This is a genomic window from Zobellella denitrificans (genome assembly GCF_002237365.1).
Classification (GTDB): domain Bacteria; phylum Pseudomonadota; class Gammaproteobacteria; order Enterobacterales; family Aeromonadaceae; genus Oceanimonas; species Oceanimonas denitrificans.
The window spans coordinates 18,031-44,556 of the sequence record NZ_NMUO01000022.1 but is presented as its reverse complement, the minus strand read 5'-3'; the positions used below and the strand labels follow the sequence as shown (position 1 = coordinate 44,556).

25 protein-coding genes are annotated in these 26,526 nt (G+C 62.1%); 20 read left to right on the top strand and 5 right to left on the bottom strand.

Going from position 1 to position 26,526, the window contains the following annotated elements:
* From rlmD to mazG, 3 genes are all read left to right on the top strand, one after another.
* Positions 1–924, top strand: a 924-nt coding sequence (gene rlmD, locus CGX12_RS06975) for a 23S rRNA (uracil(1939)-C(5))-methyltransferase RlmD (RefSeq protein WP_094039175.1), incomplete at its 5' end; no start/stop codon positions are given.
* A gap of 9 nt (positions 925–933) precedes the next feature.
* Positions 934–3,147 carry a GTP diphosphokinase gene (gene relA, locus CGX12_RS06970; RefSeq protein ID WP_094039172.1) on the top strand — a complete coding sequence of 738 codons (2,214 nt, stop codon included), beginning with the start codon at positions 934–936 and terminating at the stop codon, positions 3,145–3,147.
* A gap of 11 nt (positions 3,148–3,158) precedes the next feature.
* Positions 3,159–3,962, top strand: coding sequence for a nucleoside triphosphate pyrophosphohydrolase (gene mazG / locus CGX12_RS06965; RefSeq protein WP_094039171.1), 804 nt, complete (start codon positions 3,159–3,161; stop codon positions 3,960–3,962).
* 127 nt (positions 3,963–4,089) lie between these two features.
* Here the strand turns inward: mazG and ptsG are convergent, their stop codons facing one another.
* A complete protein-coding gene (gene ptsG, locus CGX12_RS06960) occupies positions 4,090–5,529 on the bottom strand; it encodes a PTS glucose transporter subunit IIBC (protein WP_094039170.1) in 1,440 nt (479 codons plus the stop codon).
* Between the two features lie 230 nt (positions 5,530–5,759).
* Between ptsG and CGX12_RS06955 the strand changes: the two genes are divergently transcribed.
* A complete protein-coding gene (locus tag CGX12_RS06955; RefSeq protein WP_094039169.1) occupies positions 5,760–6,416 on the top strand; it encodes a tetratricopeptide repeat protein in 657 nt (218 codons plus the stop codon).
* 136 nt (positions 6,417–6,552) lie between these two features.
* On the top strand, positions 6,553–7,002 hold the full coding sequence (locus CGX12_RS06950; protein WP_094039168.1) for an Rrf2 family transcriptional regulator: 450 nt from the start codon (positions 6,553–6,555) through the stop codon (positions 7,000–7,002).
* A gap of 2 nt (positions 7,003–7,004) precedes the next feature.
* Here the strand turns inward: CGX12_RS06950 and CGX12_RS06945 are convergent, their stop codons facing one another.
* Positions 7,005–8,273 (bottom strand): HlyC/CorC family transporter, encoded by a 1,269-nt coding sequence (locus CGX12_RS06945; RefSeq protein WP_094039167.1) that lies wholly within the window; start codon positions 8,271–8,273, stop codon positions 7,005–7,007.
* Positions 8,274–8,340: 67 nt separating this feature from the next.
* The gene (locus CGX12_RS06940; protein ID WP_176442017.1) at positions 8,341–9,129 is read right to left on the bottom strand and encodes a cytochrome C assembly family protein; all 789 of its coding nucleotides are present in this window, start codon (positions 9,127–9,129) and stop codon (positions 8,341–8,343) included.
* A gap of 145 nt (positions 9,130–9,274) precedes the next feature.
* Here CGX12_RS06940 and ffh point away from each other — a divergent pair, with 145 nt between their 5' ends.
* The 6 genes from ffh to CGX12_RS06910 all read left to right on the top strand — a co-directional run bounded on the left by ffh (position 9,275) and on the right by CGX12_RS06910 (position 14,061).
* On the top strand, positions 9,275–10,657 hold the full coding sequence (gene ffh / locus CGX12_RS06935; RefSeq protein ID WP_094039165.1) for a signal recognition particle protein: 1,383 nt from the start codon (positions 9,275–9,277) through the stop codon (positions 10,655–10,657).
* A 122-nt stretch (positions 10,658–10,779) separates the two neighbouring features.
* Complete coding sequence (gene rpsP, locus CGX12_RS06930; RefSeq protein WP_094039164.1) at positions 10,780–11,031, top strand: 30S ribosomal protein S16; 252 nt, start codon at positions 10,780–10,782, stop codon at positions 11,029–11,031.
* A gap of 23 nt (positions 11,032–11,054) precedes the next feature.
* Positions 11,055–11,576 (top strand): ribosome maturation factor RimM, encoded by a 522-nt coding sequence (rimM, locus tag CGX12_RS06925; protein WP_094039163.1) that lies wholly within the window; start codon positions 11,055–11,057, stop codon positions 11,574–11,576.
* Between the two features lie 27 nt (positions 11,577–11,603).
* On the top strand, positions 11,604–12,350 hold the full coding sequence (gene trmD / locus CGX12_RS06920) for a tRNA (guanosine(37)-N1)-methyltransferase TrmD (protein WP_094039162.1): 747 nt from the start codon (positions 11,604–11,606) through the stop codon (positions 12,348–12,350).
* 32 nt (positions 12,351–12,382) lie between these two features.
* Entirely contained in the window at positions 12,383–12,745 is a 363-nt protein-coding gene (rplS, locus tag CGX12_RS06915; RefSeq protein ID WP_094039161.1) for a 50S ribosomal protein L19, read from the top strand.
* 149 nt (positions 12,746–12,894) lie between these two features.
* Positions 12,895–14,061, top strand: a complete 1,167-nt coding sequence (locus CGX12_RS06910) for an MFS transporter (RefSeq protein WP_094039160.1) — start codon at positions 12,895–12,897, stop codon at positions 14,059–14,061.
* Positions 14,062–14,107: 46 nt separating this feature from the next.
* Here the strand turns inward: CGX12_RS06910 and mutH are convergent, their stop codons facing one another.
* Positions 14,108–14,824 carry a DNA mismatch repair endonuclease MutH gene (gene mutH, locus CGX12_RS06905; RefSeq protein ID WP_094039159.1) on the bottom strand — a complete coding sequence of 239 codons (717 nt, stop codon included), beginning with the start codon at positions 14,822–14,824 and terminating at the stop codon, positions 14,108–14,110.
* Between the two features lie 639 nt (positions 14,825–15,463).
* Here mutH and rppH point away from each other — a divergent pair.
* From rppH to CGX12_RS06865, 8 genes are all read left to right on the top strand, one after another.
* Positions 15,464–15,976: an RNA pyrophosphohydrolase gene (rppH, locus tag CGX12_RS06900; RefSeq protein ID WP_094039158.1), complete on the top strand. Its 513-nt coding sequence runs from the start codon at positions 15,464–15,466 to the stop codon at positions 15,974–15,976.
* 28 nt (positions 15,977–16,004) lie between these two features.
* Positions 16,005–18,263 (top strand): phosphoenolpyruvate--protein phosphotransferase, encoded by a 2,259-nt coding sequence (gene ptsP, locus CGX12_RS06895; protein WP_094039157.1) that lies wholly within the window; start codon positions 16,005–16,007, stop codon positions 18,261–18,263.
* A gap of 61 nt (positions 18,264–18,324) precedes the next feature.
* Complete coding sequence (gene lgt, locus CGX12_RS06890) at positions 18,325–19,143, top strand: prolipoprotein diacylglyceryl transferase (protein ID WP_094039156.1); 819 nt, start codon at positions 18,325–18,327, stop codon at positions 19,141–19,143.
* The gene (gene thyA / locus CGX12_RS06885; protein WP_094039155.1) at positions 19,140–19,934 is read left to right on the top strand and encodes a thymidylate synthase; all 795 of its coding nucleotides are present in this window, start codon (positions 19,140–19,142) and stop codon (positions 19,932–19,934) included. The genes lgt and thyA overlap by 4 nt, the downstream gene beginning before the upstream one ends.
* Positions 19,935–20,116: 182 nt before the next feature.
* Entirely contained in the window at positions 20,117–21,307 is a 1,191-nt protein-coding gene (nhaA, locus tag CGX12_RS06880; protein WP_094039154.1) for a Na+/H+ antiporter NhaA, read from the top strand.
* Between the two features lie 446 nt (positions 21,308–21,753).
* Complete coding sequence (gene nhaA, locus CGX12_RS06875) at positions 21,754–22,950, top strand: Na+/H+ antiporter NhaA (RefSeq protein WP_094039153.1); 1,197 nt, start codon at positions 21,754–21,756, stop codon at positions 22,948–22,950.
* Between the two features lie 87 nt (positions 22,951–23,037).
* The gene (nhaR, locus tag CGX12_RS06870) at positions 23,038–23,982 is read left to right on the top strand and encodes a transcriptional activator NhaR (RefSeq protein WP_094039152.1); all 945 of its coding nucleotides are present in this window, start codon (positions 23,038–23,040) and stop codon (positions 23,980–23,982) included.
* Between the two features lie 28 nt (positions 23,983–24,010).
* A complete protein-coding gene (locus CGX12_RS06865; protein WP_094039151.1) occupies positions 24,011–24,310 on the top strand; it encodes an ArsR/SmtB family transcription factor in 300 nt (99 codons plus the stop codon).
* Positions 24,311–24,470: 160 nt separating this feature from the next.
* Here CGX12_RS06865 and rpsT read toward each other — a convergent pair whose 3' ends face one another.
* A complete protein-coding gene (rpsT, locus tag CGX12_RS06860; protein WP_094039150.1) occupies positions 24,471–24,731 on the bottom strand; it encodes a 30S ribosomal protein S20 in 261 nt (86 codons plus the stop codon).
* A gap of 197 nt (positions 24,732–24,928) precedes the next feature.
* On the opposite strand from rpsT, the gene murJ reads away from it, so the two are divergent.
* Positions 24,929–26,485, top strand: a complete 1,557-nt coding sequence (murJ, locus tag CGX12_RS06855) for a murein biosynthesis integral membrane protein MurJ (RefSeq protein WP_094039149.1) — start codon at positions 24,929–24,931, stop codon at positions 26,483–26,485.
* The last annotated feature ends 41 nt before the right edge of the window (positions 26,486–26,526 follow it).

Genomic DNA, 26,526 nt, shown 5'->3' with positions numbered 1-26,526 from the left:
AGGCAGATCCACCGGCGGGTGCCCCGGCTGGCGATCCGCCGCCAGGGCAAGGGGGTGGCGCTGGGCTTTCGCCGGCACCAGTCCCACGAACTGGTGGAGATCGACCATTGCGGCGTGCTGGCGCCATCCCTGTCGGCCCTGATCCCGCCCCTGCGTGCCCTGCTCAACCGGCTGCAGGCGGTCAGGCAGCTCGGCCACCTGGAACTGTACCAGGCGGCCGAAGGCATCGCCCTGCTGCTGCGTCACGGCGGCGCCCTGTCCAACCGGGATCTGGACAGCCTGCTGGCCTTCGCCCAGGAGCGGGAACTGGCGCTGTTTTTACAGGACGATGTCGGCCGGCGCCCTTTACATGTTCCCTTTCCGCTTTATTATCAAATAGATAATATTAAGCTTTCGTTTACTCCCGGGGACTTTATCCAGATCAATGGCCGGCTCAACGAACAGCTGGTGCGTCAGGCGCTGGCCTGGCTGGCGCCCGAGCCCGGGCAAGCGGTGCTGGATTTGTTCTGTGGCGTGGGCAATTTTTCCCTGCCGCTGGCCGCGGCCGGACATCCCGTGGTCGGGGTGGAGGGAGTGATGGAGATGGTGGAGCAGGCCCGCGGCAACGCGGAAGACAACGACCTGCCCGGAGCCCGCTTCCATAGGGCCGATCTGGCCGCCGACTTCACCGCCGAGTCCTGGGCCCGGCAGGGCTTCGGCGCCGTGCTGCTGGATCCGGGGCGGGCCGGGGCCGAGCAGGTGATGCCCTATCTGCTGAAGCTCTCGCCGCGGCGGCTGCTCTACGTCTCCTGCAACCCGGCCACCCTGGCCCGGGACAGCGAGGCCCTGCTGGCGGGGGGCTACCGGCTCGCCCGCCTCGGCCTCATTGATATGTTCCCCCATACGGCCCATTGCGAAGCGATGGCCTTGTTTGAACTCAGTTAAGGGACGCTTATGGTTTCAGTGCGCGACACCCACCTCAGATCAACCTTCAGCCTGGCGGAATGGGCGGCGGCCCTGCCGCTGGATGCCAGGGAGCGGGAGCAGCTGACGGCGGTCTACGACTATTGCCGCCGGTTGGGGGCGCCCGCCGAGGTGGAGCAGCGACTGCACGCCCAGGGCGTGGAGATGGTGGGCATACTGCTGACCCTGAGCATGGATCTGGATACCCACAAGGCGGCCCTGCTCTATCCCTTTCTGGAAAGCGGTTACCTCGGCCTGGAGCGGGCTCGGGAAGATTTCGGCGACAATATCGCCCGCCTGCTGCAGGGGGTGGCCGACATGGAGGCCATCCGCTCGTTGCAGCATGTGCACAGCGACAAGAGTTCCGAGGCCCAGGTCGACAGGGTCCGTCGCATGCTGCTGGCCATGGTGGAAGACGTACGGGCCGTGGTGATCAAGCTGGCCGAGCGGATCACCTGCCTGCGCGAGGTGAAAAGCGCCGACGAGGAGACCCGGGTGCTGGTGGCCAAGGAGATCGCCAACATCTATGCGCCGCTGGCCAACCGGCTCGGCATCGGCCAGCTCAAATGGGAGCTGGAGGATCTGTCGTTCCGCTACCTGCATCCGGACACCTACAAGCGCATCGCCAGGTTGCTGGACGAGAAGCGGCTGGCGCGGGAAGCCTATATCGACAACTTCGTCGCCGGGCTCAAGGCGGCGCTGCGCGACGCGGGCATCGAGGCCGAGGTGTACGGCCGGCCCAAGCACATCTACAGCATCTGGCGCAAGATGCAGAAGAAGCACCTGGACTTCGACGAGCTGTTCGATGTGCGCGCGGTGCGGGTGGTGACCAAGCACCTGCAGGACTGCTACGCGGCCCTGGGGGTGGTGCACACCCAGTGGCGCCACATCCCCCGGGAGTTCGACGATTACGTGGCCAATCCCAAACCCAACGGCTACCAGTCCATCCATACGGTGGTGATCGGGCCCGAGGGCAAGACGGTGGAGATCCAGATCCGCACCGATCAGATGCACCAGGATGCGGAACTGGGGGTGGCGGCCCACTGGAAGTACAAGGAAGGCGCCGTCGCCGCCAGGCAGAGCGGCTTCGAGGAAAAGATCGCCTGGCTCAGGAAACTGCTGGCCTGGCAGGAAGACATGGCCGAGAGCGGCTCCCTGGTGGACGAGCTGCGCAGCCAGGTGTTCGAGGACAGGGTCTATGTGTTCACGCCCAAGGGGGAAGTGGTGGACATGCCCGCCGGCGCCACCCCGCTCGATTTCGCCTACTACATCCACAGCCAGATCGGCCACCGCTGCATCGGCGCCAAGATCGACGGCCGCATCGTGCCCTTCACCTACCAGCTGCAGACCGGTGACCAGGTGGAGATCATCACCCAGAAGCAGCCCAATCCCAGCCGGGACTGGATGAACCCCAACCAGGGCTTCTTGCGCACCAGCCGGGCCCGCTCCAAGGTGGCCACCTGGTTCAAGAAGCAGGACAGGGACAAGAACATCCACGCCGGCCGCGAGGTGCTCGACAAGGAGCTGGACCGCCTGGGGCTGACCTTCTCCCAGATCGACAAGAAGGCGCTGGAGCGGTTCAACGTGGCCACCCTGGACGATCTGCTGGCCGGCATCGGCGGCGGCGACCTGCGCATCAACCAGCTGCTCAATTACCTGCAGGGGCAGCACAAGAAGCCGACCAGCGCCGAGCAGGACGAGCAGGTGCTGCGCCAGCTGGAGCAGAAGGCGGCGAAGAAGCCACAGGATCACAAGGCCCATGGCCATATAGTGGTGCAGGGGGTGGGCAACCTGTTGACCAACACCGCCCGCTGCTGCCAGCCGATACCGGGCGACGAGATCGTCGGTTTCATCACCCAGGGGCGGGGCATCTCCATCCACCGGGCCGACTGCGAGCAGCTCAAGGAGCTGGCGGCCCAGCACCCGGAGCGGATGGTGGACGCGGTCTGGGGCGAGAACTATTCCGGCGGCTACAACCTCACCATGCGGGTGGTGGCCAACGACAGATCCGGCCTGCTGCGGGACATCACCACCATCCTCGCCAACGAGAAGATCAACGTGATGGGCGTCAACAGCCGCTCCAACCGCAAGCAGCAGACCGCCATCATCGACATGGAGCTCGAGGTCTACAATATCGATACCCTGAGCCGGACCCTGGCCAAGATCAGCCAGTTGCCGGACATACTGGAAGCCAAGCGGCTGTAACGGGAGCAAGGATGGAACATTACAACTACTCGCTCGGCGATCTGCTGGCCATCATGGCGGCGCTGCGGGATCCGGAAAACGGCTGTCCCTGGGATCTGAAACAGGACTTCGCCAGCATAGTGCCCTACACCCTGGAAGAGGCCTACGAGGTGGCCGACACCATAGAGCGGGGGGCGCTGGCGGAGCTGCCCGGGGAACTGGGCGACCTGCTGTTCCAGGTGGTGTTCTATGCCCGCCTGGGGGAGGAGCAGTCATTGTTCAACTTCGGCGACGTGGTGCAGTCCATCAGCCACAAGCTGGTGGCCCGCCATCCCCACGTGTTCGGCAACGCCGACTTCGACAGCGAAGAACAGGTCAAGGCCAACTGGGAAAACACCAAGGCCGAGGAGCGAAGAGCCAAGGACGCCGCGGCCACCAGCGCCCTGGACGACATTCCCCGCAGCCTGCCGGCGCTGTCCCGGGCCAACAAGATCCAGAAGCGCTGCGCCGCGGTCGGCTTCGACTGGCGTGAACTGCCGCCGGTGGTGGACAAGATCCGCGAAGAGCTGGACGAAGTGATGGCCGAGCTGGACGAGCCGGAGCGGGATCAGGACAGGGTGGCGGACGAGCTCGGCGATCTGCTGTTCGCTACCGTCAACCTGGTACGCCACCTCAAGCAGGATCCGGAGGCGGTACTGCGCCGGGCCAACGACAAGTTCGAACGCCGTTTCCGGGCGGTGGAGCAGGCGCTGCGGGCCGATGGCAAGGACAGCCGGGCCTGCAGCCTGGAAGAGCTGGACGGTTACTGGAACCGGGTCAAGCGGCAGGAGTCCTGAACAGCTGTTGATGACCTTTGCGAAGCTTGCCCCGTGATCGACTTATGCGGTTATGGCAACGACTTTGTCATCAAACAAAAAACGCCACCCCTGCGGGTGGCGTTTTGCTATCGGCGGAATAACGGGATCAGTTGTCCCTGATCCAGTGATCCATGTCGGTCTTCAGGTTGTCGGAACGGGTGCCGAAGATGGCCTGTACTCCGGAGCCGGCCACCACCACGCCGGCGGCGCCCAGCTTCTTCAGTTGGGCCTGGTCCACCTGGGCCACGTCCTTCACGCCCACCCGCAGCCGGGTGATACAGGCGTCGAGGCTGGCGATGTTGTTCTTGCCGCCGAAAGCGGTGACCAGTTGCTCGGCCATTTCGGAGCCGCCCTGTTTGGCGCCTTCCTCGCTGGCCTCTTCCCGGCCCGGGGTCTTCAGATCCAGCTTGACGATGGCGACCCGGAACAGGGTGTAGTAGAGGGCGCCGTAGGCCAGGCCCAGGATGGGGAACATCCAGCCTTTGGTCGATTGCGAGAAGAACACCACGAAGTCGATAAAGCCGTGGGAGAAGGTCATGCCGTGCTTCATGCCCAGCAGTATGGTCAGCACATAGGCGGAGCCGGCCAGCAGGGCGTGGATGCCGTAGAGCACCGGCGCCACGAACATGAAGGCGAACTCGATGGGCTCGGTGATGCCGGTCAGGAAGGAGGTCAGGGCGGCGGAGATCATGATGCCGCCGACCTTGGCGCGGTTTTCCGGCTTGGCGGAGTGCCAGATGGCAATGGCGGCGGCGGGCAGGCCGTACATCTTGAACATGTAGCCACCGGCCATGTTGCCGGCGCTGGGATCGCCGGCGATATAGCGGGCAATTTCGCCGCGGAACACTTCACCGGCGGCGTTGGTGTAGGTGCCGGCCTCGAAGAAGAAGGGCACGTTCCAGATGTGGTGCAGGCCGAAGGGGATCAGCGCCCGCTCCACCACGCCGTAGATGCCGAAGGCCAGGGCCGGGTTCTGGTAGGCGGCCCAGTCGGAGAAGCTGTTGATGGCGCTGCCGATGGGCGGCCAGATAAAGGACAGGGCCACGCCGGTGAAGATGGCGGTGACGCCGGTGATGATGGGCACGAAGCGCTTGCCCGCGAAGAAGCCCAGGTAGTCGGGCAACTGGATGCGGTAAAAGCGGTTGAACAGGTAGGCGGCGATGCCGCCGGCGATGATGCCGCCGAGCACGCCGGTATCGGTCAACTGTTTGATCAGGGTAGCGTCGGTGGCCGGATCCAGGCCGGTGACGATGGGGCCCATGACGCCGATGGCGGCGGTCAGCACGAAGTAACCGACCACGGCGGCCAGGGCGGCCACGCCGTCGTTGTTGGTGAAGCCGAGGGCCACACCGACGGCGAAGATCAGCGGCAGGTTGCCGAAGATGGCGCCGCCGGCCTGGGCCATCAGCATGGACACGATATGGGGCAGCCAGCTGAAGTCGGCGGCACCGATACCGAGCAGCAGGCCGGCCACCGGCAGCACCGATACCGGCAGCATCAGCGACTTGCCGACTTTCTGCAGGTTGGAAAAGGCGTTTTTAAGCATAAAAAACACTCCAGGACAAAGGATGTAACGGATTTTCAGGTAGTATAGAAGCTTGTTGGCCATATATTGATTGAATCGATTCAGCTTGTGCAACCCGGAGTGTAAAAAGGGGGATCGAGTGCGCATTTCGCCGGCGTTTATCGGTAACAAAGCAACAGTTTCTTACAAAACGTTACACAAGGCTCAACCTTTGCCAGGCGGCGCCGATAGATAGCCCAGGAGGACGACCGATGAAGCGAATATCCTGTTTACTATTGCTGTGCTGCAGCCTGCAGGCCTTTGCCCAAGAGCGGGATCCGGCTGCCTCCGGCACGGTCGCGACCGACGATCTCAGGGCCGTGCCCCTGTACGAGGAGCACGAGCTGATCCGCTGGATCAACGACAACCGCCACCTGCAGCAGGTGCGGGACAAGGATAACTGTCAACTGGTGCAGGATATCGAGGCCAGGGCCGAGGTACTGCGGCTGCCTTCCTACCAGTTCCTGTGGGGGGACATGCTGGCCTGGGGGGTCTGTGTGCCCAAACAGCCACGGCGGGGCATGGCGATGATCTGGAAGGCGGCGGAGCAGGGCTTGCCGGCGGCGCTGGAACAGCTGGGCCGGTATTACTACAGCGGCACCCTGGTGCAGCAGAACCGGGAGCGGGCCGCGCCCCTGATGCAGGAGGCCGCCAGCCTGGGCTTCGAGAAGGCCCAGTTCACCTGGGCCCGCTGGCTGCTGGAGGGCGCCGGCAGCCCGCTGGACTATCCCCAGGCCTATCTGTGGCTGAAGCAGATAGTCACCGCCGATCCGGCCCGGCACCGGGAGGCGGAGCGCCTGAGCCAGGGCCTGGCCGCCCGCATGCCGCCCCACAAGGTCAAGGAGCTGAACCACCAGCTGCTGTTCTGAACCGGAATGCCGGCGGGCGTCGTGCTCCGGCGCCCGCTACCGGGACGCGCTTGTCATCGCCGACATTTCATGTCACCTTAGTGCACTAATGTGTATCATGTATATATATTAGCCGCCGACCCAGGATACCCGCTGAATGAAGCTGACCACCTATACCGATTTCGGACTGAGAGCCATGATGTACCTGGCCACCCTGCCCAGGGGCGAACTGACCAGCGTCGCCCATGTCTCCAGGCTGTACGATGTGTCCCGCAACCACATGGTCAAGGTGGTCAACCAGCTGGCGCGGGAAGGCTACATCCATGCGGTACGGGGCAAGAATGGCGGTATCCGCCTGGCCCGGGCGCCGGAAGACATCAATATCGGGCAGGTGATCCGCAGCCTGGAACACAACCTCAGGGGCATCGACTGCGGCAGCCCGGCCTGTTACCTGGTGCCCGCCTGTCGCCTGAAGGATGCCCTTCAGCTGGCGATGGAAGCCTTTCTACGGGTGATGGAAAGCTATACCCTGGCCGACCTGGTGGGCAACAGGGACGAACTGACGGTGATCTTCAGGCAGCTCGAGCCGCGTGCCAGTCAGGCCTGAACTCAGGACCGGTAGTATTGGGGCAGCACCCGGGCCAGTTTCACCATGTTGTTTTCCACTTCCAGTATTTCGATGGGGTAACCCGCCAGCCGCAGGCCTATATTGGCCTGGGGGATCTCTTCCAGGTATTCCAGGATCAAACCGTTGAGGGAGCGGGGGCCGTCGGTGGGCAGCGCCCAGCCCAGTTCCTTGTTGATGTCCCTGATGCTGGCCGAGCCCTCGATCAGGTAGGAGCCGTCCTCCTGGGGCTTGATCTCGTCGCTCAGGGTCGGGCTGATGGTGGTGGTGAAATCGCCGACGATCTCCTCCAGAATGTCGTCCAGGGTGACCAGGCCCTGGATGTCGCCGTATTCATCCACGATAAGGCCGATGCGCTCCTTGTTGCGCTGGAACTTGAGCAACTGCACGTTGAGCGGGGTGGCCTCGGGGATGTAGTAGATTTCGCGCACCGCCCGCATCAGGCTCGACTTGCTGAACTCCTCCTTGGCCAGCAGGCGCAGGGCGTCGCGGGCATGGATAAAGCCCAGGGCGTCGTCGATGCTGTCCCGGTACAGCAGGACCTTGGTGTGCGGGCTCTGCAGCAGCCGCCGGCTGATGGTCTTCCAGTCCTGGGTCACGTCGATGCCGTAGATCTCGTTGCGCGGCACCATGATGTCGTCCACCGTCACCTTTTCCAGATCCAGGATGGACACCAGCATGTCCTGGTGGCGGCGGGGGATCAGGGCGCCGGCCTCGTTGACGATGGTGCGCAGCTCCTCCGAGCTGATGGCGGTATCCTCCCGGCCCTGGGGATTGATGCGCAGCAGCGCCAACAGGCCGTTGGAGATGGCGTTGATGGTCCACACCGCCGGGTAGAGCAGCACCATCAGCGGCTTGAGCAGAAAGGAGGCCGGAAAGGCGACCCGTTCCGGATAGAGCGCCGCCAGGGTTTTGGGGGTGACTTCGGCGAAGATCAGCACCACTATGGTCAGGGCGATGGTGGCCACGGCCACGCCGTAGTCGCCGAACAGGCGGATGGCGATCAGGGTGGCGATGGCCGACGCCAGTATGTTGACCAGGTTGTTGCCGATCAGGATCAGGCCGATCAGCCGGTCGGGGCGGGCCAGCAGTTTTTCGACCCGGGTGGCGGATTTGTGCTTGTTCTGGGCCAGGTGGCGCAACCGATAACGGTTGAGCGACATCATGCCGGTTTCGGAACTGGAAAAAAAGGCGGAGATAAAGAGTAAGGCTATCAGGATACCGGTAAGGGTACCCGTGGATATGTCGTCCAAGCAGACCGTCCTGTGTAAAAAAGCTGATCAATTTCTAAGGGTTTAGGCCGGTACTGTCAAGTCGCGGCTAACCCAGCAGTACCTCGCGCACGAAACGGCTGCCGAAATAGGCCAGGGTCAGCAATACGCTGCCGGCCACGCTGGTCCAGATCACCTTGCGTCCGCGCCAGCCGAGGCGGTGGTGTCCCCACAGCAGGCCGACATAGACGCACCAGGCCAGTATGGTGAGGATGGCCTTGTGGGCCTTGCCGGGGCTGAACATCTCCTGCAGGAAGAAGAGCCCGCTGGAGATGGACAGGGTCAGCAGCACCACCCCGACGAAGATGAGGCGGAACAGGTAGCGTTCTATGGTCATCAGCGGCGGCATCGCCGGCAGGTTGGACAGCTTGTGCTTTTTCAGCCGGTTGTCGAGAAAACCCAGCAGGATGGCGAGCAGGCAGGCGATCACCAGCAGGGAGTAGGAGATAAGCCCCAGGCCGATGTGCAGCAGCACCGCCGGACGGGTTTCCAGATGCATGCCATAGTAGCTCGGCAACAGCAGGTCCGCCGCCAGCAGCAGGCCGGCAAAGCCGTAGACCAGCGGCATCAGCAGCCAGACGTTGAACCGGCTGACCAGCAGGGTCATCAGTGCACAGATGATCAGGCTGACGACGGAGGCCACGTTGAGCATGCTCAGGTTCTGGCCGGGAACCAGCACCACGGTGTCGAACAGCCAGAGCCCATGCAGGCCCAGCGCGAACAGCGCGGCCAGCAGGCCATAGCGGCGGCTCTGGCTGTGGGGGTTGAGCAGATGGTGCACACAGGCGAAGGCCGCCAACAGATAAAAGGCCATCGCCAATACAGCAAGCAATTCCATAGTGAACGTAAGCCATTAACCGGTAAAATAAAGAAGGACGGCCAGTATACCCCCAAGGGAAGCCATGTCGCTACCTGAGGTCGCTTAAGTTCGGCCGGCAACTTGGGTATACTGGTCGCAATTTTCGCCAATTGCGGACTCAGTCATGTTTGAAAATCTCACCGAACGGTTGTCGCGCACCCTGAAGAACATCAGCGGCCGCGGGCGCCTCACCGAAGAAAATATCAAAGAGACCCTGCGCGAGGTGCGCATGGCCCTGCTGGAGGCCGACGTGGCCCTGCCGGTGGTGCGGGACTTCGTCAACCGGGTCAAGGAACGGGCGGTGGGCCAGGAGGTTTCCAAGTCCCTGAGCCCGGGCCAGGCCTTCATCAAGATAGTCAACGCCGAGCTGGTGGCGGTGATGGGCGAGGCCAACGAGGCGCTCAACCTGGCGGTCACTCCGCCGGCGGTGATCCTGATGGCGGGCCTGCAGGGGGCCGGTAAGACCACCTCGGTGGGCAAGCTGGCCAAGTTCCTGAAGGAACGGCACAAGAAGAAGGTGCTGGTGGTGAGCGCCGACGTCTACCGGCCGGCGGCGATCAAGCAGCTGGAGACCCTGGCGGCGGATCTGGGGGTGGAATGCTTCCCCAGCCGGGCGGACCAGAAGCCGGTGGACATCGGCCGCAATGCCGTGGACCATGCCCGCAAGCAGTTCTTCGACGTGGTGCTGGTGGATACCGCTGGCCGGCTGCACGTGGACGAAGAGATGATGGCCGAGATCCAGCAGCTGCACGCGGCCATCGAGCCTGTCGAAACCCTGTTCGTGGTGGACGCCATGACCGGCCAGGACGCGGCCAATACCGCCAAGGCGTTCAGCGAGGCGCTGCCGCTGACCGGTGTCATCCTCACCAAGGCGGACGGCGATGCCCGGGGCGGTGCCGCCCTGTCGGTGCGCCACATCACCGGCAAGCCGATCAAGTTCATCGGTGTCGGCGAAAAGACCGACGCCCTGGAGCCCTTCCACCCGGACCGCATCGCCTCGCGTATCCTCGGCATGGGCGACGTGCTCTCGCTCATCGACCAGATGGAGCGTTCGGTGGACAAGGGCAAGGCGGCCGAAATGGCCCAGAAGCTGAAAAAGGGCAAGGGCTTCGATCTGGAGGACTTCCGCGACCAACTGGTGCAGATGCGCAACATGGGCGGCATGATGAGCCTGATGGACAAGCTGCCGGGCATGAACCAGCTGCCGGACAACGTCAAGGATCAGGTCAACGACAAGCTGACGGTGCGGATGGAGGCCATCATCAACTCCATGACGCCGAAGGAGCGCCGCCATCCGGATCTGATCAAGGGGTCGCGCAAGCGCCGCATCGCCCTGGGTTCCGGCACCGATGTGCAGGAGGTCAACAAGCTGCTCAAGCAGTTCACCCAGATGCAGAAGATGATGAAGAAGATGTCCGGCAAGGGCGGCATGCGCAAGATGATGAGCCAGATGCAGGGACTGATGGGCCCGGGCGGACTGGGCGGCGGTCGGCGCGGTCCCTTCTGAGGCCGGGGCCGGGCCAAGCCGGTTGCATTCTCGCCGGATCGGAGTACAATTGCGCGGCTTATTTTAAGCCGGGGTTCGCATTGTCTGCGAACCTTGTTTGTTTCAAGTAAATAGAGGACGGTATGGTAACCATTCGTTTACAACGTGGTGGCGCGAAAAAGCGTCCGTTCTACCAAGTAGTCGTTGCTGACAGCCGCTACGCCCGCGATGGCCGTTTCATCGAGCGCGTTGGCTTCTTCAACCCGATCGCTTCCGGCCAGGCAGAAAAACTGCGTCTGGACCTGGAGCGCATCAATCACTGGGTAGGCCAGGGCGCCAACGTGTCCGATCGCGTAGCCAAGCTGATCAAAGACGCTGCCAAAGCCGCAGCCTGAGTCTTGACGGGTAGGGAGTTAAGGTGAGCGAACCTGTAGTAGTAGGCCAACTGGGCGCCGTTTACGGCATTAAAGGTTGGTTGAAGGTCAACTCCTTTACCGACCAGCCGGAAGGCATTTTCGATTACCGGCCCTGGCTGGTGAGAGATGGCAAAGGCTGGCGCGAAATCCAGGTGACTGGGTGGAAGCGTCACAACAAGGGGCTCATCTGCAAGCTGGCCGATATCGACCAGCGGGAAGAGGCCCAGGCACTGACCGGTGTCGACATCGCGGTAAGCGCGGATGCATTTCCGCCCCTGCCGGAAGATGAATTTTACTGGCGCGATCTGATCGGTTGTCGGGTGCTCAACACCAGGGGCTATGATTTCGGCCTGGTGGAGCAACTGATGGAAACCGGCTCCAACGACGTGCTGGTGGTCAAAGCCAATGCCAACGATGCATTTGGTCAACGGGAACGGTTGATCCCGTTTTTGGAAGATCAGGTGATCAAGTCCGTGAACCTTCAGGACAAAATCATCGAAATTGATTGGGATCCGGATTTTTAATTCCAGTCGCACCGCGCGGAGAGAATCATGTGGATAGGGGTGGTCAGCCTCTTCCCGGAGATGTTCCGGGCAGTATCCGACTATGGAGTAACCGGTAGGGCCGTCAAGGACGGTCTGCTGACATTTGAATGCTGGAATCCGCGGGATTTCACCCGGGACAGACACCGCACTGTCGACGACAGACCCTACGGGGGCGGGCCCGGAATGCTGATGATGGTCCAGCCCCTGCGCGATGCCATCGCGGCGGCGCGGGCGGCGGCAGGCGAGGGAGCCAGGGTGATTTACCTGTCCCCCCAGGGCCGCAAGCTGGACCAGCAAGGCGTGCGCGAACTGGCCGGCCAGGAGAAGCTGATCCTGGTGGCGGGACGCTACGAAGGAGTGGATGAGCGCGTCATCCAGGCCGATATCGACGAAGAGTGGTCGGTCGGCGATTACGTGCTCAGTGGCGGCGAATTGCCGGCCATGGTGCTGATCGATGCGGTGGCCCGTCTGGTGCCCGGCGTCCTGGGCGACATGGCGAGTGCGGAGCAGGATTCCTTCAGTGAAGGTTTGCTGGATCATCCCCACTACACGCGCCCGGAGCAACTGGCGGGAATGGCCGTTCCCAAAGTGTTGCTCAGTGGCAACCACGCCGAGGTGGCACGCTGGCGAATGCAGCAGTCGTTGGGCCGGACCTGGTTAAGAAGGCCGGAACTCTTGAACAACCTAGCTCTGACTGACGAGCAAGAGCAGCTTCTTGCCGAATTTGTCCGCGACTGTCGCGGCAAGCAGTAGAGTTTTCAGTTTACCCTAGGTAAGGAAATATCATGAGCAACATCATCAAGCAGCTTGAAGAAGAACAATTGCGCAAAGATATCCCCGACTTCGGTCCGGGTGATACCGTGCGCGTACAGGTACGCGTTGCCGAAGGCGGCAAAGAGCGTCTGCAGGCCTACGAAGGCGTGGTCATCGCCAAGCGTAACCGCGGTCTGCACTCTTCCTTCACCGTACGCAAGATCTCCAGCGGTGAAGGCGTTGAGCGTACCTTCCAGACTCACAGCCCGCTGATCGGCAGCGTGGAAGTGAAGCGTCGTGGTGCCGTCCGCCGCGCCAAGCTTTACTACCTGCGCGACCGTGCCGGCAAGTCTGCTCGTATCAAAGAGCGTCTTACCGCCAAGAACGGCAAATAAGCCAAGCCGGTTCGGCTGTCGAAAAAGGCCCGCGATTGCGGGCCTTTTCGTTTTCCATCCATCCCGGATCTTTCATGGCCTGAGCGGGCTGTCCATTTACCGGTAAACTGGCTAGGATGATCCTTTCCTTTGATTTCAAGGATGTTTCCATGCCCATTACCGTTTGGGGCCTGGCCATCGCCCAGGCGCTGCTGGCGTCGGGCAATATCCTGCTGGTGTCGGTATCGGCGCTGATCGGCCAGCACCTGGCGGCGGATCCCCTGTTCATCACCCTGCCGGTGGCCTGCCAGTTTCTGGGGCTGATCCTCTCCACCCTGCCCGCCGCCCACCTGATGCAGACCCTGGGGCGCAAGACCGGCTTCGTGCTCGGCAATGTAATCGGCTTGCTCGGCACCTGGGTGGCCCTGCAGGGACTGGCGGCGACCAGCCTGGCCGGCTTCACCCTGGGCACCTTCCTGATCGGCATCGCCATCGGAGTGGGCCAGCAGTACCGTTTCGCGGCCCTCGAAGCCTGCGACAGCAGCCTGCATCCTAGGGCCATCAGCCTGGTGATGGCCGGTGGCGTGCTGGCGGCGGTGCTCGGTCCCAACCTGGCGGTCTGGTCCCGCGACTGGTATGCGGCCAACCCCTACGGCGGCGCCTTTTACGGCCTGTCCGGCCTCTATGTGGTGGCGTTGCTGCTGATCCTGCTGCTGCCCCTGCCCAGGGCCCGGCCGGTGAGCCAGGCGGAACGGGTGCGCTCCTACGGCGAGCTGTGCCGCCAGCCGCTGTTGCTGGCGGCGGTGGCCTCGGGCATGATCGGCTATGGCATCATGGTGCTGCTGATGACCGCGACCCCACTGGCGATGGATCACCACCGTCACGACTTTTCCGACACCGCCCTGGTGATCCAGTGGCATGTGCTCGGCATGTTCGTGCCTTCCTTTTTCACCGGCCATCTGATCCGGCGCTTCACCACCCGCCGGGTGATCCTCTGGGGCTGCGCCGCCCTGCTGCTGAGCGTGGCGATCAATCTTTCCGGCCAGGGCTTCTGGCATTACTGGTGGGGGCTGCTGTGGCTCGGCATCGGCTGGAACTTCACCTTTATCGGCGCCACCCATTTGCTGACCTTCAGCTACCAGCCGGCGGAGAAGGCCAAGGTGCAGGGCATGAACGATTTCCTGGTGTTCGGTGCCGCCGCCCTGGGCAGCCTTTTCTCCGGCCAGGGCGTCGCCCTGCTGGGCTGGGCCTGGCTCAACCTCCTCGCGATTCCCTGGATACTGCTGGTGTTGGTGCTGATCTGGCGGCTCAAGGCCGGTGAGCCGGTGGCGGCTTAGGCGCCTTGTCTCGGCGGCATGAGGCCTGGCGCCTCACCCCTCGCGGCTACAGCATAAAGTGGCGCGCCAGCAGGGCGCCGGTGAAGGGGGTCTTGAGGTAGAAGCCCCGCGGCAAGGTCAAGATCGGCTCCCCCCGAGGGCCGATCGCCTCGGTCAGGGCCCGGCTGTTGGCGGCCTTGGGCCGCAGTTGCAGCACCTGACCGTGGCGGGCGGTGATCTCCTGCACCCGTCCCAGGCTTATCAGTTCCATCAGCTCTTCCCAGTCCTGGCGCAGCAGTCGATCTTCCTCCAGGTCGGGTGTCCACAGCAGGGGCTGGCCGATGATCCTGTCACCGGGGGCGATTCCCCGTTCCCCCAGTACCGGTATCCACAATACCCGGGACAGCTTGTTGCGCACATTACTGTGCTCCCAGCGCAGGCCGGCGATATCGGTGAGCGGCGCCACACAGACAAAGGTGGTTTCCAGCGGCTTGCCGGCGGCATCGACGGGAATGCTCTTGAGCTCGACACCCAGTTCGGGAAAGTCCTGTTCGGGTTTGGAGCCGGCGCTGGCCCCCAGGGCCAGTTCCAGCAGTTGCCCCGTCCAGCCCTTGTCGCGCCGCAGGTGGGCGGGCACCGGCAGGTCCAGCCGCCCGGCCAGTTCGCCCAGGGGCAGGCCGGCCAGTTGTTCGGCCCGGGACAGCAGAGCTTCGATGGTCGGGGGACGTGAAATGGGGTTGCTCAATTTTTGCTCGCTCTCCGGGGCCGCTTTCAGGTGTGACATCTATCGTGTTTATCATTATAACTATTTGATTTTAATGACAGTATTGCTGTCTTTCGGGAAGGTTTCCGAAGGACGGGATGATATACCGGTTTTACCCGAGTATAAACATGCTGTTGCACAGCCTTATCCACAGAAACACTGGATAACTGTATTGCCGGCATGGCGGGGGGATTTTTCCGACCCTGGACAAGGCCAGGATCAGGTTTTTTTTCTTGCCGTTAACCCGGGAGCAACCCAGGCTCTGTGGATAAGTTGGTGGTGGTGGATCTTTAAGCTATCGGACTTATTCACACTGGGCCCAGCGAGGTTGATGCTGTGAAAAGATCCAGCTCGATCCTTTTTTATGGTGTTAAGTTATTGATTTATTTTTGACTTGCATTCTGTGTTTGGTAACCCTCGGTATGATGAAAGTCGCTGACAGCGCGGTGGAACGCAAGCTATACAACCTTTGTCACAAGCTTATCCACACGATTTGGGGGCAATCGATCGCCACAAGATCCTTTTTCTGTTTATAACTATTGACAGTAACCCAAGTTATTCAACATCCGGCCGTGTTGCCCTTGCTGCAGCACCATTTGCCGGGAATAGGGGAATATGGAACAATCATCCTTATGTTAGCTTTATTAGTCTGGTGATTGCGTGATAGATGGCGACGGTTTTCGTCCCAATGTAGGCATAGTGATCTGCAATCGCAAAGGCCAGGTGTTATGGGCCAGACGCTACGGGCAGCATTCCTGGCAGTTTCCCCAGGGCGGCGTGGACGACGGCGAAACGCCGGAGCAGTCCATGTACCGGGAGTTGTACGAGGAGATAGGGCTCAGGCCCGAAAACGTCACCCTGCTGGCAGTCACCCGCCACTGGCTCAAGTACAAGTTACCCAAGCGTCTGGTGCGGTGGGATAGCAATCCCGTGTGCATCGGTCAAAAACAGAAATGGTTTCTGTTGCGATTGGATTCGGATCATGAATCGCAGATCGAGTTCGGTTGCCACGGGCATCCGGAATTCGACGACTGGCGCTGGGTCAGCTACTGGTACCCGGTGCGCCAGGTGGTGTCTTTCAAGCGGGAAGTATATCGACGGGTGCTGCGGGAGTTCGCGCCCATAGTGATGGCGGAGCAGGGCCGCAAAGACGGGCGACGGCGGCACCGCTAGCGCGATTGACATTAAGGAGTAGGCGGCAGTGTTAAAGGAATTGCGGGAAATCGTTCAGCGGGTGACGGCCAGCTCCGATCTCAACGAAGCCATGTCCGAACTGGTCAAGAAGACCCGCGAAGCCATGCATGTGGACTGCTGCTCCATTTATCTGCGCCAGGATCTGGAACAGGCCTACCTGCTCGCCGCCACCGACGGCCTGGCGGTCGAGGCGGTGGGCCATGCCAAGATCCCGCTGGGGGAGGGCATCGTCGGCCTTATCGGCGAGAAGGAAGAGCTGATCAACCTGGCCGACGCCCAGCACCATCCCAAGTTCAAATACCTGCCCGAAGCCCATGAAGACGCCTTCAAGTCTTTCCTCGGCGCGCCCATCATCCACCAGCGCAAGGCCCTGGGGGTGCTGGTGGTGCAGCAGAAACAGGTCCGGCTGTTCGAGGAGGGGGAAGAATCCTTCCTGGTGACCCTGGCCTCCCAACTGGCCACGGTGATCGCCCATGCCGAGGCCAAGGGCAACCTCAAGTCTCCCAACTGGCACGGCATGCTGCGCGGTCTGGCCGGCTCTCCTGGCGTGGCCATCGGCCGGGCCTGGGTATGGCGGCCCAGGGTCGAGTTGAACCAGGTCAAGGCCCGCAAGGGCGACGACGTGGCCGCGCAGCACGAGCGTTTCGACAAGGTGCTGATCCAGGTGGAGGACGAACTCGACAGCATGGCGCTGCGCTTCAAGGAGTCTCAGGCCAGCGAGTCGGTGGCGGTGTTCGAGGTCTACCAATACATCCTCAAGGATCCGGTGTTCATCGGCCTGATCCGCGAGGAGATCGAGCGGGGCTGGACCGCCGGCAGCGCGGTCAAGCGGGTGTGCGAAAAGCAAATCGCCCAGTTCTCCACCATGTCCGATCCCTACCTGCGGGAGCGGGCGGCGGATGTACGGGATCTGGGGCAACGGCTGCTGACCCGGCTGATCCATGAAGACGAAGGTCCCCTGACGTTGGCCGAGCCCATCATACTGGTGGCGGACGAGATCAGCGCCACCCTGATCGCCGAGATCCCCCGGGACAAACTCAGGGGCATCGTTTCCGCCAAGGGGTCCATCAACTCCCACGCCGCCATCCTGGCCCGGGCCATGGGCATCCCCGCCGTCATGGGCATCGACCATTCCTTCGAACTGCTGGAGGAGCGCACCCTGATCGTCGACGGTTACAGTGGCGAACTGCTGGTGGAGCCGGTCGCCTCCGTGTTAAGGGAATACCGCCGGCTGATCGCCGAAGAAGCCCAGATGGACGAACTGTTCGCCACGGTGCGCAACGAGCGTTCGGTCACCCGGGACGGGGTCACGGTGTCGTTGCTGCTCAACGCGGGCCTGAGCGCCGATACCGATATCGCCATGAACGACGCGGCCGACGGGGTGGGGCTGTTCCGCACCGAGATCCCCTTCATGATGCGGGATCGCTTTCCCTCCGAGCAGGAGCAGGCCAGCAATTACCGCCGGGTATTGACCAGTTACGTGGGTAAGCCGGTATGCATGCGCACCCTGGACGTGGGCGGCGACAAGCAGTTGCCCTACTTCCCCATAGTGGAAGAAAACCCTTTTCTCGGCTGGCGGGGCATCCGCCTCACCCTGGATCACCCCGAGATCTTCCTGGTCCAGCTCAAGGCCATGCTGCGCGCCAGCCAGGGGCTGGACAACCTGTCCATCATGCTGCCCATGGTGGGCAACCTGGACGAGGTGCGGGTGGCGCGCCGGCTGCTGGACAGGGCCTGGCGCGAGGTGTCGGCCGAAACCGGCGAACAGCAGGGGGTGATCCGTTATCCCAGCCTGGGGGTGATGATCGAAGTGCCTTCCCTGCTCTACCAGCTGCCGGAGCTGGCGCCTTTGGTGGATTTCTGGTCGGTGGGGACCAACGACCTGACTCAGTACCTGCTGGCGGTGGATCGCAACAACGGCCGGGTGGCGGACATCTACGACGCCATGCACCCGGCGGTGTTGCGGGCGCTGCAGCAGATCATCGACGCGGCCCGCCGCTACGCCAAGCCGGTGTCCATCTGCGGCGAGCTGGCCGGCGACCCGGTCGGGGTGCTGGTGCTGCTGGCCATGGGCTACCGCCGTTTCAGCATGAACAACAGCAATATCATGCGTATCAAATACATAGTGCGCCAGTCCCGTACCGACGAACTGAAGAAGGTATTTCAGGAAGCCTTGAGCCATCAGCATAGCGGCGCCTTCAAGGGCGTCTTCGGCCGCTACCTGGAAGAGCGGGGGCTGGGCGGCCTGTTGCGCCCCGGGCGTTAGGGCTTGGCATCCTCATCCGAGGGCGGCACAATACCGCTTTTGTTTTTGACGGGGTAAGCGCATGTCTGATAGCCACTGGGTGTTTCCCGGGTTCGATCCCATCGCCTTCCAGCTGGGGCCGCTGGCGGTCCACTGGTACGGCCTTATGTATCTGCTGGGCTTTGTCTTCGCCTGGTGGATGGCCAACCGGCGGGCGGCACAGCCGGGCTCCGGCTGGACCAGGGATCAGGTGTCCGATGTGTTGTTCTACGGTTTTCTCGGCGTCATCCTCGGCGGCCGCCTGGGCTATGTGTTTTTCTACCAGTTCGACACCTTCCTGGCCGATCCCCTCTACCTCATCAAGATCTGGACCGGCGGCATGTCCTTCCACGGCGGCCTGGTCGGGGTGCTGGTCGCCCTCTGGCTGTTCGCCCGCAAGCAGAAGAAGACCTTCTTCGCGGTCTCCGACTTTATCGCCCCGCTGATCCCCTTCGGCCTGGGGGCGGGCCGCATCGGCAACTTTATCAACGGCGAGCTGTGGGGGCGGGTCACCGAGGTGCCCTGGGGCATCATCTTCCCGGCGGCGGGCGCATTGCCGCGACATCCGTCCCAGCTCTACCAGTTCGCCCTGGAAGGGGTGGCGCTGCTGCTCATCCTCAACCTGGCCTGGCGCCTGAAGGCCCCGCGCGGCGTGGTGTCCGGCCTGTTCCTGCTGTGCTACGGCCTGTTCCGCTTTATGGTCGAGTTCGTGCGCGAGCCGGACGCCCACCTCGGCGTCTACCTCAACCTGTTCAGCATGGGGCAACTGCTGTCCATGCCGATGATGGTGGCGGGAGCGATAATGTTATGGGCCGCCTGCCGGCGCCCGCAATGGTTTGCCAACGGAGAAAAAACCGCATGAAGGCCTATCTGGAGCTGATGCAGCATATCCTGGACCAGGGCGAGCAGAAGGAGGACAGGACCGGTACCGGCACCCTGTCGGTATTTGGGTACCAGATGCGATTCAACCTGCGCGAGGGCTTCCCCCTGGTGACCACCAAGAAGTGCCACCTCAAGTCCATCATCCATGAGCTGCTGTGGTTTCTGAACGGGGACACCAATATCGCCTACCTCAAGGACAAGGGCGTCAGCATCTGGGATGAATGGGCCGATGAGCGCGGCGATCTGGGTCCCGTTTACGGCCACCAGTGGCGCAGCTGGCAGGGAGCCGACGGCCGGGTCATCGATCAGATAAGCCTGGCCCTGGACACCATCAGGCACAATCCGGACAGCCGCCGCATCATCGTCTCGGCCTGGAACGTGGGCGAACTGGACCAGATGGCGCTGGCCCCCTGCCATGCCCTGTTCCAGTTCTACGTGGCCGGCGGCAGGCTGTCCTGCCAGCTCTACCAGCGCAGTTGCGATGTCTTCCTCGGCTTGCCGTTCAATATCGCCAGCTACGCCCTGCTGACCCATATGATGGCCGAGCAGGCGGGGCTGGAGGTGGGCGATTTCGTCTGGACCGGGGGCGACGTGCACCTTTACAGCAACCACCTGGAGCAGGCCCGGCTGCAACTGAGTCGTGAGCCCCGGCCGCTGCCGACCCTGCGCCTGGCCCGCAAGCCCGAGTCCCTGTTCGATTATGCCTTTGAGGATTTTGTCCTGGAAAATTACCAGCCGCACCCCCATATCAAGGCGCCGGTGGCTATCTGAACGGTATTTTTATTGTTAATAATGTTAACTCTTGGTGGTAAGTTTTGTTTTTGTATCGGATATACTAACGTCTAATTGTAAAAATATTCGTTTTTATCGAGTCTTTAAGCAGAAACAACCGATTACTCCCCGGCAGATGAGCTGATTACACTCGGGTGATTCCGAGTTGTGGAGTCTCATCTATGTCAAGCGTATTGAAACGATTTATGGCCATGGAGTCGGCCAGTGGCATCCTGTTGATCCTGGCCGCCCTGGCTGCGATCCTGATGGCCAACAGTGGCTGGGCCCATCTCTATACCACCTTTCTCGATACCCGGGTCCAGGTGCGCATCAGCGCCCTGGATCTGGACAAGCCGCTGCTGTTGTGGGTGAACGACGGCCTGATGGCGCTGTTTTTCCTGTTGATCGGCCTCGAGGTCAAGCGTGAGCTGGTGGAAGGGGCCCTCTCCCGTCGGGAGCAGGCGATCTTTCCCGCCCTGGCGGCCCTCGGTGGCATGGTCTTTCCGGCCCTCTGGTTCCTGCTGTTCAATGCCGACGATCCCCTGACCCAGAACGGCTGGGCCATTCCCGCCGCCACCGACATTGCCTTTGCCCTGGGGGTAATGGCCCTGCTCGGCAAGCGGGTGCCGCTCAGCCTCAAGGTATTCCTGCTGGCGCTGGCCATCATCGACGATCTGGGGGTGATCCTCATCATCGCCCTGTTCTACAGCCATGGTCTCTCCCTGCCTCCTCTTGGCATAGCCCTGCTCGCTATCGTCGGACTGCTGCTGCTCAACCGCAGCCGGGTCGGCAGCCTGGCTCCCTACCTGCTGCTGGGGCTGGTGGTCTGGGTGGCGGTGCTCAAGTCCGGCATCCACGCGACCCTGGCGGGAGTGCTGCTGGGCTTTCTGGTGCCCCTGTACCATGCCGGCGGTTCTCCCTCCAAACGGCTGGAGCATGCCCTGCATCCCTGGTGCGCCTTCCTTATCCTGCCGCTGTTTGCCTTCGCCAATGCCGGGGTGTCCTTGCAGGGGCTGTCGCTGGGCGATCTTTCCTCCGCCCTGCCGCTGGGAGTCATGATGGGACTGCTGGTGGGCAAGCCCATGGGGGTCTTCCTGATCAGCTGGCTGGCGGTGAAGCTGCGTATCGCCCAGTTGCCGGCAGACGTCTGCTTCAGGCAGATCTTCGCGGTGTCGGTGCTGTGCGGCATCGGCTTCACCATGTCCATCTTCATCACCTCCCTGGCCTTCGTCGGCCACGCCGACCTGGCCAACCTGTCCCGGCTGGGGATACTGTTGGGCTCGACCCTGGCGGCCCTGATCGGTTACACCATGTTGCACCTGGCCCTGCCCCGGGCCCAACCGGCGATGGCCGGGGAGTCGGTCCGGGCCTGAGCGGCCGGATTAACCCAGCAGGCGGCCGGGCCTTTAAGCCCGGCCGCTTTCATGATGGTGGGGCCCGTTTCCATAAGAGGGAGGCTTTGTCGCGGCGCAATGGCAACCACCCGGAGCAGGCCCGGCTGCAACTCGGCCGCGAGCCAAGATCTTTGCCCGGAATGTGGTTGGTGCACCGCCCGGCATCACTGTTCGGGTATCTTTATTGATATATTATTCTGATTGAACGCCACTCTATCCCTCATATAAAAGCACCTGTGGCGATTTGACAGATTTTTGTTTTTAAATAAATCTTAACTTAAGATTAATATTTCAATTTCATCGGCATTGATGAGTCATTTCGCTCTTTAGTTCGTTTTTCCCGAGGTGTTAATCAGAAAAAACCGATGACTACCTCTGTGACAAGCTGATTGCACTCGGGCCAGCACTTTGAGAAGGAGCTCAATATGTCTCGTGTGCTTAAACGCTTTCTGGCCATGGAATCGGCCGCCGGGGTGTTGCTGATCATCGCCGCCCTGATCGCCATGCTGATGGCCAACACCGCCCTGGCCGGTATTTATCAGGAGGTGCTCAATACGAGCATCCAGCTGCGCATCGGTGAACTGGATCTGCACAAGCCCTTGCTGCTGTGGGTAAACGACGGCCTGATGGCGGTGTTCTTTTTGCTGGTGGGACTCGAGGTCAAGCGGGAGATGGTGGAGGGGGCGCTCTGCACCCGCGAAAAGGCCCTGTTTCCGGCGCTGGCCGCCATCGGCGGCATGCTGTTTCCCGCCCTCTGGTTCATGCTGCTGAATCTCGGCGAGCCGGTCAACCAGAGCGGCTGGGCCATTCCCGCCGCCACCGACATCGCCTTTGCCTTGGGGGTGATGACGCTGCTGGGCAAGCGGGTACCGCTCAGCCTCAAGGTGTTTCTGCTGGCCCTGGCGATCATCGATGATCTGGGTGCCATCATCATCATCGCCCTGTTTTACAATCATGGCCTGGAGCTGACGGCGCTGGCGTCAGCCGGCCTGGGCATTGCCGGCCTGATGTGGCTGAACCGGGCCCGGGTGTGCAATCTGGTGCCCTATCTGGTGCTGGGTTGGATCGTCTGGGTGGCGGTGCTGAAGTCGGGTCTTCACGCCACCCTGGCCGGGGTGATACTGGGTTTCCTGATCCCGCTCTACGGCCACCGTTTCTCGCCGTCCAAGCAACTGGAGCAGTTTCTCAACCCCTGGTGTGGCTTTATGATACTGCCGCTGTTCGCCTTCGCGAACGCCGGCGTGTCGCTGGAAGGGCTGTCGTTCGCCGACCTGTCCTCGACCCTGCCCCTCGGCATCATGGCGGGGCTGCTGCTGGGCAAGCCCATGGGCATCTTTCTGTTCAGCTGGCTGGCGGTGCGCCTGGGTTATGCCCAGTTGCCGGCCGGTGTCGGCTTTAGACAGATCTTCGCGGTGTCGGTGCTGTGCGGTATCGGCTTCACCATGTCCATTTTCATTTCATCGCTGGCCTTCGCCGAACAGGCCCAGTTGGCCAACCTGGCCCGGCTCGGCATCCTGATGGGCTCCAGCATGTCGGCCGTGGCCGGCTATGTGATGCTGAAACTGGTGCTACCGCAGCCGGCACCGGAGCACGAGAAGCAGGCGCACACGCAACCGATCTAGGGCATTGCCGCCTGTCCCATGCCGGCCGGGTATTCAAACCCGGCCGCTTTCATTATGATGGGGCCTGTATCCATGGGAGATGGTGCTTTGTCACACCTGAATTACAACCACCTGTATTATTTCTGGATGACCCAGAAGAAGGGCTCGGTGACCAAGGCCGCCGAGGCGCTGTTCCTGACGCCGCAAACGGTCACCGGTCAGATCCGCCAGCTGGAACAGCGCCTGGGGGGCAAGCTGTTCAAGCGCAAGGGGCGTCAACTGGAGGCGAGCGAGCTGGGGCAACTGGTGTTCCAGTATGCTGACCGGATGTTCAGCCTGTCCTATGAGATGCTGGATATCGTCAACTACCGCAAGGAAGATCACCTGGTGTTCGAGGTGGGCATCGCCGATGCCCTGTCCAAACGCCTGGCCAGCCGGGTGCTGCTGTCGGTGATCCCCAACGACGGCTCCATCCACCTGCGCTGCTACGAGTCCACCCACGAGATGCTGCTGGAGCAACTGAGCCAGCACAAACTGGACATGATACTGTCCGACTGCCCGGTGGATTCGGCCCAGCACGCCGGTCTGCTGTCCAAGAAGCTGGGGGAGTGTGACATCGGCTTTTACTGCCGCGAGCCCCTGCCTACCCGGCCCTTTCCCGCCTGCCTGGAAGAGCGGCGGTTGCTGATCCCGGGCAGGCGCACGGCCATGGGGCGGCAGCTACGCCACTGGCTGGAGGTGCAGGGGCTCAAGCCCCAGATCCTGGGCGAGTTCGACGATGCCGCCCTGATGAAGGCCTTCGGCTTTTTCAACCAGGGCATCTTCGTGGCGCCGGCCATCTACCGGGACGCCATACTGCAATACCAGCCGGTGGTGGAGATTGGCCGGGTGGAAGAGCTGAAGGAAGAGTATTATGTCATTTTCGCCGAGCGCATGATCCAGCATCCGGCGGTGAAGCGGCTGTGCGAAAGCGATTTTACCTCGCTGTTTTCCGGGCTGGACGATTTTTCCGCGGTGACGCCACCCGCCACCTTTGACAGTGAACTGAGTTGAGAACCGGAATGTGAACACCATGACGGCATTGAATATCGAAGAGATGGAAGCCAACGCCGGCCAGGCGGTGAAGCTGCTCAAGGCCCTGGCCAACGAGCGGCGGCTGTTTATTTTGTGCCACCTGCTCGACCAGGAACTGTCGGTCGGCGAGATGAACCAGCATCTGGGCCTGAGCCAGTCCGCCCTGTCCCAGCACCTGGCGATACTGCGCAACGACGATCTGGTGCAGACCCGCAAGGAGGCCCAGACGGTGTTTTATTCCCTAAAGAGCGAAGAGGTGCGGGAAGTGATCGCCCTGCTGCACCGGCTTTACTGTCGTGAAGAGTGAGGGGGGAGGAGTTAGGGAAAGTGGAGTGAGCCCGGACTGTGCCTGAAAATTAGGACAAAGCAGATGACGGGGGCTATGCTCACGTCTCACGCCCCGCCGTTGAGCAGGCAATAAAAAACCGGCGCCAGGCCGGTTTTTTTAACGCCAGGATAAAGCCGTATTACAGGGCCTTGATCTGGGCGTTCAGGCGGCTCTTGTGGCGAGCAGCCTTGTTCTTGTGGATCAGGCCTTTGGTGGCCATGCGGTCCAGCAGCGGCTGAGCAGCGTTGAAGGCTTGCTGAGCGTTGGCCTTGTCACCGGTAGCGATGGCGGCAACTACTTTCTTGACGTAGGTGCGCACCATGGAGCGGCGGCTGGCGTTGTGCTTACGGCGTTTCTCTGCTTGAATCGCGCGTTTCTTAGCAGATTTAATATTAGCCAAGGTAAAACTCCTAAAACTGTCTTAGCGAGTGTTCTTAAAAGGCCGAGGAATATGCCTTTTTCACCGCTGATTGTCAATTGATTTGTGCAAATAAACACCGCCCTGTGGCAAGGCACAGGGCAGGGGGTTAAACTGTCGCCCGGATTCTAGCAGCATTCCCCTGCATTCAGCAATTTTCTTACCGTGAGGTTTTCATTTTGAGCAAGGCGCTTTTGCGATCGGGCATCGTCGTGTCCGCCATGACCCTGGTTTCCCGGGTGCTTGGCCTGGTCCGCGACGTGGTGATCGCCAACCTGATGGGGGCCGGAGCGGCGGCCGATGTGTTCTTCTTCGCCAACCGCATTCCCAATTTTCTGCGCCGCCTGTTCGCCGAGGGCGCCTTCAACCAGGCCTTCGTGCCGGTGATGACCGAATACAAGCAGACCCGCAGCTTCAAGGACACCCAGGATCTGCTGGCGGCGGTGTCCGGCACACTGGGGTTGATCGTGACCGGGGTGACCCTGGCGGGCATGATCGGCTCCGGGGTGGTTACCGCCCTGTTCGGCGCCGGCTGGTTTATGGAGTGGCTCAAGGGCGGGCCCGAGGCACACAAGTTCGAGCTGGCCTCGCTGCTGCTGAAAATCACCTTCCCCTACCTGTGGTTTATCAGTTTCACCGCCATGGCCGGGGCCATCCTCAACACCTTCGGCAAGTTCGCGGTGTCCTCCTTCACCCCGGTGTTCCTCAACGTGGCGCTGATCGCGGCGGCGCTCTGGCTGTCGCCGAGGCTGGCGCAGCCCGAGCTGGGCCTGGCCATCGGCGTCTTTGCCGGTGGTCTTATCCAGTTCCTGTTCCAGTTTCCCTTCCTGGCCCGATTGCACCTGCTGGTCCGGCCGCGCTGGGCCTGGCATCACCCCGGCGTAGTCAAGATCCGTACCCTGATGATCCCGGCCCTGTTCGGGGTCTCGGTGAGCCAGGTCAACCTGTTGTTCGACACCATGCTGGCCTCCTTCCTGGCCACCGGCTCCATCAGCTACCTGTATTATTCGGACCGGCTGCTGGAGTTCCCCCTCGGGCTGTTCGGCATCGCCATCGCCACCGTGATCCTGCCGGCCCTGTCCAGCCGGCATGTGGACGACGCCAGGGACGGCTTTGCCGCCACCATGGACTGGGGAGTGCGCATGGTGCTGCTGATGGGCTTCCCCGCCATGCTGGGGCTGATTGTGCTGAGCGAACCCATGCTGCGGGTGCTGTTTATGCGCGGTGAGTTTGGCATGGCGGAAGTGGCGGCGGCGGGCAAGAGCCTGGTGGCCTATGGCCTGGGGCTGCAGGCCTTTATGCTGATCAAGGTGCTGGCGCCGGGCTACTACGCCCGCCAGGACACCCGTACCCCGGTGCGTTTCGGCATCATCGCCATGGTGGCCAACATGGTGTTCAACGCCATCCTGATCTTCCCCCTCGGCTATGTGGGCCTGGCCCTGGCCACGGCCCTGTCGGGCATGCTCAACGCCGGCCTGCTGGCCTGGGGCCTGCGCCGGCTTGATGTCTATCGTCCCGGACGCCAGACCGGTCTGTTCGCCCTCAAGGTGGCCCTGGCGGGCTCGGGTATGGCGGCGCTGCTCTGGTATCTGTCGCCGCCGCTGGCGGTCTGGGTCGAGTGGAGCCTGGCCCGCAGCAGCCTGCACCTGCTCGGCTACATCGCCGCGGGTGCTCTTTGTTATGGCGCGCTGCTGCTCTTGGCCGGCGTGCGGATTAAGCACTTCAAAACCGGGTAGCAAGGGCTGATCCTGAAGGCCGCCTGAGTTATAATCCGCCG